The organism is Streptomyces sp. NPDC002623, from assembly GCF_053592635.1.
The window spans coordinates 250899-266002 of sequence record NZ_JBSFWB010000001.1; the positions used below are offsets into that span (position 1 = coordinate 250899).

Annotated in this window: 9 protein-coding genes; 4 read left to right on the plus strand and 5 right to left on the minus strand. The window is 69.1% G+C overall.

What is annotated here, in order from left to right:
* Window positions 1-25: 25 nt before the first annotated feature.
* On the minus strand, window positions 26-1555 hold the full coding sequence (locus tag ACWD4O_RS00990; protein ID WP_451276114.1) for a helix-turn-helix domain-containing protein: 1530 nt from the start codon (window positions 1553-1555) through the stop codon (window positions 26-28).
* Between the two features lie 64 nt (window positions 1556-1619).
* Window positions 1620-1820 (minus strand): DUF4236 domain-containing protein, encoded by a 201-nt coding sequence (locus ACWD4O_RS00995; protein ID WP_451276116.1) that lies wholly within the window; start codon window positions 1818-1820, stop codon window positions 1620-1622.
* Window positions 1821-2111: 291 nt separating this feature from the next.
* Here ACWD4O_RS00995 and acnA point away from each other — a divergent pair, with 291 nt between their 5' ends.
* Window positions 2112-4826 (plus strand): aconitate hydratase AcnA, encoded by a 2715-nt coding sequence (gene acnA / locus ACWD4O_RS01000; protein ID WP_451276118.1) that lies wholly within the window; start codon window positions 2112-2114, stop codon window positions 4824-4826.
* Between the two features lie 79 nt (window positions 4827-4905).
* Here acnA and ACWD4O_RS01005 read toward each other — a convergent pair whose 3' ends face one another.
* Both ACWD4O_RS01005 and ACWD4O_RS01010 read right to left on the minus strand, forming a co-directional pair.
* Window positions 4906-5847 (minus strand): helix-turn-helix transcriptional regulator, encoded by a 942-nt coding sequence (locus tag ACWD4O_RS01005; protein WP_450945364.1) that lies wholly within the window; start codon window positions 5845-5847, stop codon window positions 4906-4908.
* A 124-nt stretch (window positions 5848-5971) separates the two neighbouring features.
* Window positions 5972-9679: a S8 family peptidase gene (locus ACWD4O_RS01010; RefSeq protein WP_451276121.1), complete on the minus strand. Its 3708-nt coding sequence runs from the start codon at window positions 9677-9679 to the stop codon at window positions 5972-5974.
* A gap of 381 nt (window positions 9680-10060) precedes the next feature.
* Here ACWD4O_RS01010 and ACWD4O_RS01015 point away from each other — a divergent pair, with 381 nt between their 5' ends.
* Entirely contained in the window at window positions 10061-10786 is a 726-nt protein-coding gene (locus ACWD4O_RS01015; protein ID WP_451276123.1) for a response regulator transcription factor, read from the plus strand.
* 251 nt (window positions 10787-11037) lie between these two features.
* A complete protein-coding gene (locus ACWD4O_RS01020) occupies window positions 11038-12465 on the plus strand; it encodes a HAMP domain-containing sensor histidine kinase (RefSeq protein ID WP_451276715.1) in 1428 nt (475 codons plus the stop codon).
* Between the two features lie 164 nt (window positions 12466-12629).
* Here ACWD4O_RS01020 and ACWD4O_RS01025 read toward each other — a convergent pair whose 3' ends face one another.
* On the minus strand, window positions 12630-13373 hold the full coding sequence (locus ACWD4O_RS01025; RefSeq protein WP_451276125.1) for a class I SAM-dependent methyltransferase: 744 nt from the start codon (window positions 13371-13373) through the stop codon (window positions 12630-12632).
* 139 nt (window positions 13374-13512) lie between these two features.
* Between ACWD4O_RS01025 and ACWD4O_RS01030 the strand changes: the two genes are divergently transcribed.
* Complete coding sequence (locus tag ACWD4O_RS01030; protein ID WP_451276127.1) at window positions 13513-14853, plus strand: DUF3500 domain-containing protein; 1341 nt, start codon at window positions 13513-13515, stop codon at window positions 14851-14853.
* Window positions 14854-15104: the final 251 nt, after the last annotated feature.

Consider the following 15104-nt stretch of genomic DNA (forward strand, 5'->3'; position numbering starts at 1 on the left):
GCGGCGGCGCCCTTCAGTCGTGCGCTCAGATGTCCCGGAAGATCTCGATCTGCGCCCCGATGGAGTTCAGCCGCTCCGCCAGGTCCTCGTAACCGCGGTTGATGACGTACACGTTGCGCAGCACCGACGTGCCCTCGGCCGCCATCATCGCCAGCAGGACGACCACGGCGGGGCGCAGGGCCGGCGGGCACATCATCTCGGCGGCCCGCCAGCGCGTCGGCCCCTCGACCAGCACCCGGTGCGGGTCGAGGAGCTGGAGCCGCCCGCCGAGCCGGTTGAGGTCCGTCAGGTAGATCGCGCGGTTGTCGTAGACCCAGTCGTGGATGAGGGTCTTGCCCTGCGCGACGGCCGCGATGGCCGCGAAGAACGGGACGTTGTCGATGTTCAGGCCGGGGAACGGCATCGGATGGATCTTGTCGATCGGCGCCTCCAGCTTGGAAGGCCGGACCGTGAGGTCCACCAGCCGGGTGCGACCGTTGTCGGCCGGGTACTCCGGCGTGCGGTCGTGGTCGAGGCCCATCTCCTCCAGGACCGCCAGCTCGATCTCCAGGAACTCGATGGGCACCCGGCGCACCGTCAGCTCCGACTCCGTGACGACGGCGGCGGCCAGCAGGCTCATGGCCTCGACCGGGTCCTCGGAGGGCGAGTAGTCCACGTCGACGTCGATGTTGCGCACGCCGTGCACGGTGAGCGTGGTGGTGCCGATGCCCTCGACCCTGACGCCGAGCGCCTCCAGGAAGAAACACAGGTCCTGGACCATGTAGTTGGAAGACGCGTTGCGGATAACGGTTACACCGTCATACCGGGCGGCCGCGAGCAGCGCGTTTTCGGTAACCGTATCCCCGCGCTCGGTCAGCACGATGGGCCGGTCCGGGCGGACGGCGCGGTCGACGATGGCGTGGTACTGCCCCTCCGTCGCCGCGACCTCGAGTCCGAATCGGCGCAGCGCGATCATGTGCGGCTCGATGGTCCGTGTGCCCAGGTCGCAGCCGCCGGCGTACGGCAGCCTGAAGTGGTTCATGCGGTGCAGCAGCGGACCGAGGAACATGATGATCGAACGGGTGCGCACGGCGGCCTCGGCGTCGATGGCCGCCATGTCCAGCTCGGCCGGCGGCACGATCTCCAGATCGACGCCGTCGTTGATCCAACGCGTCCGTACACCGATGGAGTTGAGGACCTCGAGCAGGCGGTAGACCTCCTCGATACGGGCGACCCGGCGCAGCACCGTGCGCCCCTGGTTGAGCAGCGAGGCGCACAGCAGGGCGACGCACGCGTTCTTGCTGGTCTTCACGTCGATCGCGCCGGACAGCCGGCGGCCGCCCACCACTCGCAGGTGCATCGGTCCCGCGTAGCCCAGAGAGACGATTTCGCTTTCCAGGGCTTCACCGATTCGAGCGATCATCTCAAGGCTGATGTTTTGATTGCCCCGCTCGATGCGGTTGACGGCACTCTGGCTGGTTCCGAGCGCCTCGGCCAGCTGTGCCTGTGTCCAGCCCCGGTGCTGCCGGGCGTCACGGATGAGCTTGCCGATGCGTACGAGGTAGTCGTCTGCCATGTGGCTGAGGTTATCTCAGATATGAGATCGCACCTCTTGGGGGGTCCGTTCGGGTGACGTCCCGTCAACGCCGTTTGGCGTTACGGGTGCGGCGCCATCCGAAAGGTCCGGGCAAATCAACCGATGTCGTACGACGTCCGGTGCTGCTGTGCGTATGGCGCGGACCGTGCCGTCCGCCGCCTGTGGTGATCGACCACGACCGTCGGCCGATGTTCAGCCGCACGCCGGGGAGGATGCGGAAACTCTTGCGGAAGGTGAGGGGCATCGGGTCTCCATCGTCGGGAGCCTGTTCGCTCTTGTCCCGGCTACCCCGACATGGCGGGAGCATGGCACCCGGAGCGCGGAATCAGGCTTTCGCCGGGAGTGGCAGCGAGCCCGGGCATGACCATTCAGCCCTCGTGTACTAGAGTTATCTCGACATCGAGATATCTGCCGAGGCGCACCGCAGCCGCCACCCTGGTAAGGGTTACCTAACTTAGCCTGACCTCAGCGGATCGGCCAAGCCCGCGTGGCGGCAGGATGCGGTGGTACGCGCACATCAATGAAGGAGACTGTCGTGTCGGCGAACAGCTTCGACGCCCGTAGCACGCTCAGCGTGGGCGACGAGTCGTACGAGATCTTCCGGCTGGACAAGGTGGAAGGCTCGGCTCGCCTTCCGTACAGCCTGAAGGTGCTGCTGGAGAACCTGCTCCGCACCGAGGACGGCGCGAACATCACCGCCGACCACATCCGGGCCCTCGGCGGCTGGGACTCGCAGGCGCAGCCCAGCCAGGAGATCCAGTTCACGCCGGCCCGCGTGATCATGCAGGACTTCACCGGCGTGCCCTGTGTCGTGGACCTCGCCACCATGCGTGAGGCCGTCAAGGCCCTCGGCGGCGACCCGGACAAGGTCAACCCGCTCTCGCCGGCCGAGATGGTCATCGACCACTCCGTCATCGCCGACAAGTTCGGCACGCACGACGCCTTCGCGCAGAACGTCGAGCTGGAGTACGGCCGCAACCGTGAGCGCTACCAGTTCCTGCGCTGGGGCCAGACCGCGTTCGACGACTTCAAGGTCGTCCCGCCGGGCACCGGCATCGTCCACCAGGTCAACATCGAGCACCTGGCGCGCACGATCATGGTCCGTAACGGCCAGGCGTACCCCGACACCCTCGTCGGCACCGACTCGCACACCACCATGGTCAACGGCCTCGGCGTCCTCGGCTGGGGCGTCGGCGGCATCGAGGCCGAGGCCGCGATGCTCGGCCAGCCGGTCTCGATGCTCATCCCGCGCGTCGTCGGCTTCAAGCTGACCGGTGAGCTCACCCCCGGCACCACCGCCACCGACCTCGTGCTGACCATCACCGAGATGCTCCGCAAGCACGGCGTGGTCGGCAAGTTCGTCGAGTTCTACGGCGAGGGCGTCGCCGCCACCTCCCTCGCGAACCGCGCCACCATCGGCAACATGTCGCCGGAGTTCGGCTCCACCGCGGCGGTCTTCCCGATCGACGGCGAGACCATCAAGTACCTCAAGCTCACCGGCCGCTCCGAGCAGCAGCTCGCGCTCGTCGAGGCGTACGCCAAGGAGCAGGGTCTCTGGCTGGACCCGGCCGCCGAGCCGGACTTCTCGGAGAAGCTGGAGCTCGACCTCTCGACCGTCGTTCCCTCCATCGCCGGCCCGAAGCGCCCGCAGGACCGTATCGTCCTCGCCAACGCCGCCGAGCAGTTCAAGAGCGACGTCCGCAACTACGTCGCCGACGACGACGAGGCGGGCAAGGAGTCCTTCCCGGCCTCCGACTCCCCGGCCGCCTCCAACGGCGTCCCGTCGAACCCGGTCACGGTGACCGCCCCCGACGGCTCCACCTACGAGATCGACCACGGCGCGGTGACGGTCGCGGCCATCACCTCCTGCACCAACACCTCGAACCCGTACGTCATGGTCGCCGCCGCGCTCGTCGCGAAGAAGGCCGTGGAGAAGGGCCTGACCCGCAAGCCCTGGGTCAAGACCACCCTCGCCCCGGGCTCGAAGGTCGTAACCGATTACTTCGACAAGGCGGGCCTCACCCCCTACCTCGACAAGGTCGGCTTCAACCTCGTCGGCTACGGCTGCACCACCTGCATCGGCAACTCCGGCCCGCTGCCGGAGGAGGTCTCCAAGGCCGTCAACGACCACGACCTGGCCGTGACCTCGGTCCTCTCCGGCAACCGTAACTTCGAGGGCCGGATCAACCCCGACGTCAAGATGAACTACCTGGCCTCCCCGCCGCTGGTCGTCGCGTACGCCCTCGCGGGCTCCATGAAGGTGGACATCACGCGTGACGCGCTGGGCACGGACCAGGAGGGCAAGCCGGTCTACCTGACCGACATCTGGCCCACCGAGGCCGAGGTCAACGACGTCGTGGCGAACGCCATCGGCGAGGACATGTTCTCCAAGTCCTACTCCGACGTCTTCGCGGGCGACGCCCAGTGGCAGGCCCTGCCGATCCCCGAGGGCAACACCTTCGAGTGGGACCCGCAGTCGACGTACGTCCGCAAGCCCCCTTACTTCGAGGGCATGACGATGGAGACCACCCCGGTCTCGGACATCGCCGGCGCCCGCGTCCTCGCCAAGCTGGGCGACTCGGTCACCACCGACCACATCTCCCCGGCCGGTGCGATCAAGGCCGACACGCCCGGCGGCAAGTACCTCACCGAGCACGGTGTCGAGCGTCGTGACTTCAACTCGTACGGTTCCCGCCGTGGCAACCACGAGGTCATGATCCGCGGTACGTTCGCCAACATCCGCCTGCGCAACCAGATCGCGCCGGGCACCGAGGGCGGCTACACCCGCGACTTCACCCAGGCCGACGCGCCCGTGTCGTTCATCTACGACGCCTCGCGCAACTACATCGAGCAGGGCATCCCGCTGGTCATCCTGGCCGGCAAGGAGTACGGCTCCGGCTCCTCCCGCGACTGGGCCGCCAAGGGCACCGCCCTCCTCGGCGTCAAGGCCGTCATCACCGAGTCGTACGAGCGCATCCACCGCTCGAACCTCATCGGCATGGGCGTGCTCCCGCTCCAGTACCCGGAGGGCGCGAACGCCGAGTCCCTCGGACTCACCGGCGAGGAGACCTTCTCCATCACGGGCGTCACCGAGCTCAACAACGGCACCACCCCGCGCACGGTCAAGGTCACCACCGACACGGGCGTCGAGTTCGACGCGGTCGTCCGCATCGACACCCCCGGTGAGGCCGACTACTACCGTAACGGCGGCATCATGCAGTACGTGCTGCGCAACCTGATCCGCAAGTAGGCGATCCGGTACGGCAGTCGGGCCGCACTCCCCGCTCCGGGGGGTGCGGCCCTTCGCGTGCCCCTACCCCTGCACCCGGCTACACCCAGCCCCGCTGAGCGGCCCGTACCCCCAGCTGAAAACGGCTCGCCGCCCCCAGCCGGTCCTGCACCTCGCTCACCCGTCGCCGCAGGGTCCGAAGACTCACCCCCAGATGACGGGCCACCGCCTCGTCCTTCATCCCGGCCGCCAGCAACCGGATCAACGTCCGCTCGCCCTCGGAGAGTTCACCCTCGCCGACGCCCTGGCCGAGTGGCGTCGCCTGCTGCCAGGCCAGGTCGAAGAGCTTCTGCAGCGCATCGGTCACCGCCGAGTGCCGCACGACCGCGGAGCAGTAGCCGCCCGCCTCGAACGAGGTCAGCGGAAGCATCGCCCGACGCCCGTCGACCAGCAGCAACTTGACCGGCACCGAGGGCAACACCCGGGCCTGCTCGCCGAGTTCGACCATCTTCCAGGCGTGGAAGAGGACGTCGGGATCCTCCAGGGCGGTCGCCGCGTACACCGTGCGGTACACGATCCCGCGGCTGAGCAGATCGGACTGAAGGTCCAACTGCGGGGTGCGCGGGGCCAGATACGGGGGAGTGTCGAAGACGCACACCTCGTGCTCGGCGCGCGCGTACAGCTCCTCCAGCCGGGCCGCGTTGGCGCCCTCCCCGGACACCACCTCGACCAGCCGGGACGGCTCCTCCCGCAGCAGCCCCGCCTCGTACGAGGTCGCCATCTCCTCGGCGGTGGCGGCGAGCAGCTCGGACTCCGTCTCCCGCTGCCGGATCAGCGCGCGGATCGCCACCCGCGGGTCCACCGCGCGTAACCCGCCCATGGAGTCGGGCGGTTGCAGCAGACCGAGCTCCAGCAGCCGGTTGCAGGACTCGCGGACCCGGCCCGGAGAAGCACCGGTCAGCAGCGCCCAGCCGGCCGCGCCCGCGTCGGGTTGATTCAGGACCGCCTGGTACACCAGCTCGTCGAAAGCAGAGACCCCCACCGCGGCCCAAGGGCTCGCGGCAGGGGTCCGCCCCGCAGTGCCATATGCCGTGTTCACCATGACTCGGCACGCTAGAGGATCTTTGTTAAGACCGAGGCACACGCGACGGGAGTTGCTTCGGTGGTTACTTCAGGCCGAACGCCCGCAGCACGGTCTGGTCGATCGCGTTGCCGGCCCGGTCGGCGGCGCGCACCCGCAGAGACACCGACTCGGCGCCCTTCGCGGCCTTGAACCCCGCCTTGCTGTTCTTGACCCGCACTTCCTTCCAGGAGGTGCCGTCGTCGAAGGAGACCCAGGCCTTCAGACTGCTCGCCTTCACGCTCCCCAGCTGGTCGGCGACGGGCAGAGCGACCTCCAACTCCCGCTTGCTGTCAGCGCGGTTGAGGAGATCGAGCCCCTTCGGGGCGATGCCGACGGTGAGCAGCGGCAGTGCCGACGAGGTGTCGGTGTGCGCCGAGGCGAAGGTCCACTCGGTGTGCGTGCTCGTGGAGTACTTGGCCCAGGCCGCCCGGCGCTGCACATCCAGGTCGAAGCGGTAAGAGGCCTTGTCCGCCGCCACATTGAAGACGCCGTACCCGCCGAGCAGCGAGTCGCCGACCAGTTGCCCGTCCGCGTAGAGCTTTCCCTTCGCGGTGTTGTCGGTGCCGTCGATGTAGCCGTAGTGGCCCGGCGTGGAGTCGGTCAACTCCGCCACCGACATGGTGAGTTTGTCGCCGGTGCGCTCGGAGAGGCCGTACTCCTCACTGGTTCCCGGGCGGATGGCCTGGCGCAGCCAGTTCTCCGTCGTCCTCTCCGTGCCCGCCTCGGTGAAGGTCCGCAGCGGGCTCCACTGGCCCCTGAACGTGTTCCAGTTCGGATAGACAACGTGCCAGGTACGGGTGTCGGGGTCGACGTAGTAGTACTCGTCGCGTTCCGTGCCCAGCTGCGTGTAGACGCTGCTCTCGATGCCGAAGAGCTGCCAGGGGCGGAAGGTGTACAGGGCGTCCGCGCCGATCTCGCCGGCCGTCGCACCGTAGTAACGGGCGTGCCGCTTCACCGTGTTGGACTTGTCCAGGCTGTACGTCTGGTCCGCGGAGATGGAACCGCTCTGCGCGACGAGCACGTTGTAGACGTACGGACTGACCGGCGTGCCGCTCAGCTTCAGTGTGACCTTCTTGCCGGTCTTCAGCAGGCCGGTGAGCTTCGCGCCCTCTTCGCCAGTGGCGATCATCAGCGGGACGGTCGTCGCGCGGTCCACGGCCTCGATCCAGAAACCGGGCTTGTCGCGGTACACGATGAGGTAACCCGCCCCGGCCTTGGTCGCGTTGTCCAGAGCGCTCTGTGCGCGATCCGTGGCGCCCACCTTGACGACGGCGACCTTGCCCTTGACGTCGAGCCCCGCGAAGTCGGCCTCGGTACCGCCGCCCGCGTCCACCGCCCGGACCTTGTGGTCACCGCTGATCTTCAACGGGAAGTCGTTGTACGTCTGGGAGTAGTAGAGCGAGGACAGCTCGGTCTTCTCCGGGCTGGTGACGCTCGCCGTCAACTCCTTCTCGTACAGCCGGAACTTGGCGGAGAACTCCAGGGAGCCCTGGGTGACCTGCTCGGTCGGCGACACATAGACGTGGTCGGTCCAGAAGCCCTGGCTGTAGGTGAGCCCCCAGGCGTTGCCCGGCCCCTCGCGGTGCACATTGGTGCTGAAGCCCTTGAACTCGGAGTCCTGCTTGGTCTTCGGCTTGATCTCCACCGCCTTGCGGGCGTCGAGGACGACCTCCGTGTCCCCGCCCACCTTGATCTCGGGGCTGGACACGACCGAGGTGCCGACGGCCGTCCCGCCCGCGTCACGGTCCGGGATCCAGGTCGAGATCGCGTAGGTGCCGGCCGGGACCTGCCAGGTCCAGCCGGTGCCGAGGAAGCCGTACTCGTCCGGGTAGGCGCTGTTCAGCTCCATGAGCGTGTAGATCGAGCCTCCGGTGGGAGCCTTGCCGTCGCGGCCCAGGAGGGAGACCTTGAGGTCGTGGGTCTTCGGCGCCTTCTCGAAGCCGACGGCCGTGGTGACCTCGATGCCGTCGGCGGTCGCCGTGACGTGGCCCGTGTACCGGCCCTGGGCCTGCGCCGCCGGGTCGACCGTGACCGGGACCGTGGCGGTGCCCTTGGCGGGGACGGTGACCGTAGCGGCACCCGGGGCGGCTGCGGCGAGGGTGGACGAGATCGTCAACTCCACCGCCTTGTCAGTGGTGTTGGTGTACGTGATGTCCTTGCCGACGACTTCCGTGTCGCCGTCCTCGAACTTGCCGAAGCTCAGCGCCGAGGTCGCGAACACGCCCTGCCCGACGGCCCGTACGGCGTCGACCCGGCCGTCGCCCTGCTCGAACACGGAGTTGACGTCGTTCGTCTTCGCGGTGCTGGCCAGGGACTGCTTGATCTGCTCGCCCGTCCAGTCCGGATGGGCCTGCGCGACCAGCGCCGCCGCACCCGCGACATGCGGGGTCGCCATCGACGTGCCGCTCGCCGTCGTGTAGTAGTCGTCGACGGGCGTGCCGCCGGGCATGCTGGTGCCGGCGGCGCGGGCCGCGGTGATGGCCACGCCCGGCGCGGTGATCTCCGGCTTGACCGCGGAGTCGCCGAGGCGCGGACCGCGGCTGGAGAACGAGGCCAGCTTGTCGGACTTGTCGACCGCGCCCACCGTCAGAGCCGAGTCGGCGATGCCCGGGGTGCCCACGGTCTGCTCGCCCGGGCCCGCGTTGCCCGACGCGATCACGAAGAGGGTGCCGGTGGACGCGGACAGCTCGTCGACGGTCTCACTGAGCACGTCGGAGGGGCCGGTCGCCGTACCGCCCAGCGACATGGAGACGATCTTCGCACCGGAGTGCGCCGCCCACTCCATGCCGCTCAGGATCCAGGAGGTCTGGCCACGGCCGTCGTTGCCCAACACCTTGCCGATCAGCAGCTGCGCGCCCGGAGCGACCCCCTTGCGCCTGCCGTCCGAGGCGGCGCCCGAGCCGACGATCGTGGACGCGACGTGGGTGCCGTGGCCGTGGCCGTCCTGCACCGCCTGGTCCGGTACGAAGCTCTGCGACTCGGCGATCTTCCCGGCCAGGTCCGGATGCCCGGCGTCCACCCCCGTGTCCAGGACCGCGACCTTCACGCCCTTGCCGTCGTAGCCGGCCTGCCACACCTCGGGCGCGCCGATCTGCGGCACGCTCACATCGAGGGACGCCTTCACCTGAGCGTCCAGCCAGATCTTGTCGATACCCTCACCCAGCTGCCGCGCCGCCTTCGCGGTGGGCTCGGTGCCGAGGACCGGGGCGATGTCCGCCCAGAAGGCGGTCGACTTCTTCGCGCTCAGCGCGGCGCCGTCGATCCCGGGCAGCGCGAGCGTCCGGCGCGCACCCTCAGGAGTCGCGCTGCCCTTGCTGTACGTGGCGATCACGGGGGTGGCGCCGGTCTTCGCGTCCGAGTAGCCCTGACTCACCAACTGGGTGACGTTGAACAGGGCGGCGTCCAGGCGGCCCGCCTTGATGAGCGGGATCGCGTCCGTCGGCAGGACGCTGACCTCGCCGTTCTTCTCACTGGACAGGAAGGTGGCGGCCTCGCGGCCCTTGCCGCGCCGGACGTCGACGGCGTTCTTGCCGTCCGCTCCCGTGGTGAGGGAGACGGTGTCGCCGGTGATGAGGGTGACGGTCTGGGTGCTCGTGGCGCCCTGTCGGGTGTCGGGTGTGGTGACACTCTGCGGGCTGGTGGTGCCCGGCTCGGTGGCCGGGGACCCGGGACCGGCCGCCGCGGGCGCGATCGCGCCCGCGACCATCCCGGCCGCGCCTGCCACGGCCCAGAGGGCATGGAGTCTTCGCATGGGTGGACGTCCTCCCCTGAACGCTGAAAACGCTTCCGGCCTGGTGAGCGGAAGCCAGTGATCAGAGTGGGCGCTGCACGGAAAGGGGCTCAAGGGATTCGTGTGGCCAGGGAGTGCCAATGCTCGCATTGGCCAAGGGAGTTGACGGTCGGCGATGCTGTTTCGGCCAAGGCATCGAACTCTGTCGTGCGCGACGATCGACGGTGCCGTACGCGTGGATCGGTGGTTTCCGCACGAGCCGACCGGATGTTTCCATAAGCGTTCACGACGGTTTCCGTACGCGTAGCGGACGGGTGCCGTCCGGCCGCGCATGCCGGGTCCCACGGCTTGGGCTCAGTCGGAACACAGGGTTCCCTCAGTTGACCGGGACAGAATCCGGACATGACTGGCACCCACGGGCTGCGATCCGGCCGCGTTCGCGTTCTGATCGTCGACGACGAACCCGCGCTCACCGAAGTGCTGTCCGTGGCCGTCTCGGAGGCGGGCTGGCACCCCTATCCGGTGCCGGACGGACAGAGCGCGCTGCGCGAGGCGCGCCGCTGCGCCCCGCACGCGGTCGTTCTCGACGGGATGCTGCCCGACCTGGACGGCATCCAGGTACTGCGCCGCCTGCGGTACGAGAACCCCGAGCTGCCCGTCCTCATGCTCACCGCCCGCGACGCCGTCGAGCACCGCCTCGACGGACTGGAGAACGGCGCCGACGACTACGTCACGAAACCGTTTTCACTCCAGGAAGTCGTGCTGCGGCTGCGCGGACTGCTGCGCCGCTCCGGCGCCGAGCGGACCCGCACGGACGACTCCGTCCGCGTCCTCGGCGACCTGATGATGGCCGCCGAGTCCAGAGAGGTGCACCGTGACGGTGCCCGGATCACCCTCACCGCCAAGGAGTTCGACCTGCTCAGCGTGCTCATGGAACACCCGCGCCAGGTGCTGAGCAAGGCGCAGATCCTCGACCGGGTGTGGAGCAGTTGCTTCGACGGCGGCGGAAACCTCGTCGAGGTGTACATCTCCAGTCTGCGCCGCAAGATCGACCGTGGACGCGCGCCCATGATCCACACCGTGCGCGGGCTGGGATACGCCATCAGGCCGGTGGAGGACGGGAGATGAGCACGCGCGGAGGACCGGAGACGAGCGCCCGCAGCGGCCCGGAGACGAGCATCCGCAGCGGCCCGAGGGCGGGCGCGCACGGTGGACCGGCGGCGGGTGAGCGTGGGGGTCCGGAGGCGAACGTCCGCAGCGGCCCGGCGGCGGGCGTGCGCGGGGAGCCGGAGGCGTACGTCCGCAGGCTCGGGGGCCGTTCCCTGCGCACCCGACTCCTGATCTTCATCACCGCCATCCTGGTCGCCGTCTGCGCGACGATGGCCGTCACCACGGTCTTCGCCCAGCGCGCCTATCTGCTGGGCAATCTGGACGACCGGGTCACCAATGCCGCGGAGCGCAGCGTCGGCGGTGCCTCGCTCCACCCGGACCTCACCGGCGACCTGACCTTCCTCAACGAGAGCGGCCACCCCGCGGGGATGCTCGCCGCCCGCCTCGACACCGACGGCGGCGTCCTCGCGGCGGCCACCGTCGGCCAGGACGCCCCGCCGCAGAACCTCACCGCCGCACAGACCGCGGCCCTGTCGGGCATCAGGGCCGACAGTTCCTTCCATACGAGAACGGTTCCAGGCCTCGGCACCTACCGCATCACCGCCCTCGACGACAACGGTGTCCGGGTCCTCACCGGCCTCCCGATGGACGACGTCCAAGACATGATCAGCGGCCTGGTGGCGATCGAAGCGGTCGTCGCGGCGGCCGGGCTGACCGCGGCCGGCTGTGTCTGCGCGGTGGTCATACGACGTCAGCTGCGCCCTCTCGGCAGGGTCGCCGCCACCGCCGTCGAGGTCTCGCACGCCCCGCTGTGCCGCGGCGAGGTAACCGGTCTCACCCGGGTTCCCGAACGAGACACCGATCCCGGCAGCGAGGCCGGCCAGGTCGGAGCAGCCCTCAACCGCATGATCGACCACGTCGAATCCTCGCTCGCCGAACGCCAGCGCAGCGAGGAGGTCGTGCGCCGCAGCGAGGAACGCATGCGGCGTTTCCTGGCCGACGCCAGCCATGAACTGCGCACACCGCTCGCCTCCATCGCCGGATACGCGGAACTGATGAACCGGGGAACGGACCGCATCGAACCCGGTCTTGCCTGGCGGCGGGTGACGGCGGAATCTGCGCGTATGACAGGCCTGGTGGAGGACCTGCTGCTGCTCGCGCGGCTCGACGAGGGCAGGCCCCTGCAGTCCTTCGAAGTGGACATGGCCGCGCTGACCGCCGAGGCGGTGTGGGACGCCCGGGCCGCGGGCAGCGGTCACGACTGGCAACTGGAGCTGTGCCTCGACGAGGCGCCGCTGGTTCTCGGCGACGAGGCGCGGCTGCATCAGGTGGTGGCCAACCTGCTGGCCAACGCACGTGTGCACACACCTGTGGGCACCCGGGTCGTGGCCGTGGTGGAGGCACGCCGGGGGATGTGCGTGGTGCGCGTCCGGGACGACGGACCCGGCATTCCGGCCGACCTCCTCCCGACGGTCTTCGAACGCTTCACCCGCGCCGACGCCTCCCGGGCCCGCGCCACCACAGGCAGCGGCGCGGGGCTCGGCCTCGCCATCGTCGCGGCGATCACGGCGGCCCACGGCGGCCACATCGCCGTCCACAGCGAACCGGGCCGCACCGAGTTCCTCCTGGAACTGCCGCTTGCGGGGGAGACAGGAGCGGACACCTTGACCTGGAGCCCGCAGGTGTCGGTGCGATGAGATGACGAACCGGCCTGCCGTGGACGTGTGTGCTCCGCGGCGAGCAGGAAACACCGTGGAACGGGCGGCCGGAGGGAAACGACAGGAGAAACAGACGCAGGCGGTGCGATCGACAACGTGAGCGGGTCCGTCTCGTGCCGCCGCCCCGAGCGGCCGAGCACGGGTCAGACATCCGCCACCAGGAGCCGGTAGCCGACGTCGATCGCGTCGAGAGCGAGCAGGTCGGCGTGCCGTTCGTGCCAACGGCCGGTCGCCAGATCGTCCTCCAGCGCGGCCAGACCGGGCGCGAGGGCGTCCTCGCCGGACTGGGCGAGCATCGAGATCCCGGCCCGCACCTGCGGGTCGAGGTAGGCGTGGGGCCGCCGCCAGTAGGCCGCACCGAATCCGTCGGTGCAGTCGTGCGGCACCGGGACGATCTCCTGACGCGCCCCGCCGAGCAGAGCGGCCAACCGCTCGATCGGAACGGCACGGCTGTCGTCGAAGGCAGCGGCCTGCGGAAGGTACTCACGGACGAGCCAGAGCCGCTCACGGTAGATCGACTGGTCCCAGGTCAGGACGACGACCCGACGCCGGGCGACCCGGCGCAGCTCGGCGAGCCCGGCCTCCGGATCGGTCCAGTGATGAACGGTCAGCACCGCCATGACGGCGTCGGCGGCGTCATCGCGCACCGGAAGCCGCTCGGCGACCGCACGCACGACGGGCGCGGCCCCCGGCGGACGCTGTCCGATCATGACCTCGCTGGGCTCGACGGCGAGAACCGTCCCCGGCGGTTCGTAGGAACCGGTTCCAGCCCCGACGTTGATCACGCCGACGGAGTCTGCGAGCGCGCCGCGAACGCGCGCGGCGATCCGGGCATCGGGCCGCCGCGTCCGGCCGTAGGTCCCACCGAGCGAGTCGTAGACGGCCATGTCCCTCAGTATGCGCAGCGGCCGCCGCACCATGCTTCGCTGAACGCGCCTCTTCAGCTTTCCCTCAGCTTCCGCTCGCAGAGTCATCACGCCCGGCAGTCCGCCACGGACGTGCCAACGATGAAGGGAGCCAGCGGAGATGACCGATTCCACCACCGGGAAACTGGAACCGCAGGCGGAACCGCAGCACGGCACCGGTCGACGCGCTCACGCCGATCGCCGAAACTTCATGCGCAAGGTTTTCCTCGCCAGCGGCGCCACCGCCGTCGCGACCATGGGCGGCGCCGGCGCCTGGGCCGCGATGGCCGACGACACCACCGCCACGGCGGACGCCATCGCTTCCGCCTCCCCCAGCGGAGCGCCCAGCGGCGGACCGGGCGGCGGGGCCGGCGGCGCGATGCCGACCGAGGGCATCACCGAGGAGTTCTTCGGCCTCACCACCGACGGCAAGCGGATCGACGACCTGTACACGATCCACTCGCAGAAGGTCACCACCGCCCCGGTGATCGCCGCCGCCAAGGCCTTCCTCGCCGGACTGAGCGACAGCGAGAAGTCCGACGCGCAGTTCGCGATCCACTCCACCGAATGGCGGCTGTGGAGCAACACCGACGCCTACTCCCGGCAGGGCGTTTCCATCGCCGACCTCTCCGACGAGAAGAACGCCCTCGGCGAAGCCCTGCTGAAGGCCGCACTGAGCGCCCAGGGACTGGAAACAACGCAGCTCACGCGGAAGATCAACAAGGCGGCCTGCGAGGCCGTCAACAACACCCAGTACGCCGAGGCCTACTACTGGACGATCATGGGCACGCCCTCCGCCACCGAGCCGTGGGGCTTCCAGTTCGACGGCCACCACCTCGTCGTCAACTACTTCGTCCTCGGAGACCAGGTCGTCATGAGCCCCTGTTTCTGGGGTTGTGAGCCGACCTCCATGGAGATCGACGGCACGAAGACCGAGGTGATGCAGCAGGAGATCAAGGCCGCGCTCGCCGTCGTCAACTCCCTGGACTCCACCCAGCAGTCGACGGCGATCCTCAAGTCCGACAAGGACAACGACGAGATCACCGCCGGCGCCTTCACCGACAACGCGGTCGTCGAGTACAAGGGCATCCTCGCCACCGAGCTCACCCCCGCCCAGCGCAAGTCGCTGCTCACGCTGGTCGAGCTCTTCGTCGGCAAGGCCAAGGACGACGTCGCCAAAATCCAGCTGTCCGAGATCAAGAAGCATCTCGGCGAGACCTACTTCGCCTGGATGGGCGGTACAGCCGCCGAATCCGCTTTCTACTGTCGTATCCAGAGTCCCGTCATCTGGATCGAGGTCGACTGCCAGTCGCCGTTCGCGTTCGGCTCGCTCTACGGCGAGACCAATGGCGGCGACCCGACCCAGCAGCACCTGCACTGCGTGGTCCGCACGCCCAACGGCAACGACTACGGCAAGGAACTCCTGCGCCAGCACCTTCTGACGTCGCCGCACCACCACTGACGGACGGACCCGCACAGAAGCGCCGTACAGGCCCGTTTACAAGTGGGCCGTACGGCGCTACCTTCCGCCACAGGTGAAGTGGGAGCGCTCCCACATCGGCTCGCGCCCGGTGGACCGGAACCCGCCGGGCATGCGCCGGGGACGCTCCCGCTTCGCGCATCCGCAACCGCATCCGCAACCTCACCCGCACCCGCAGTGCCTCCACGCATGCACGGTCCGTACACGGAAGGCGGATTCATTCGCCATGTCAT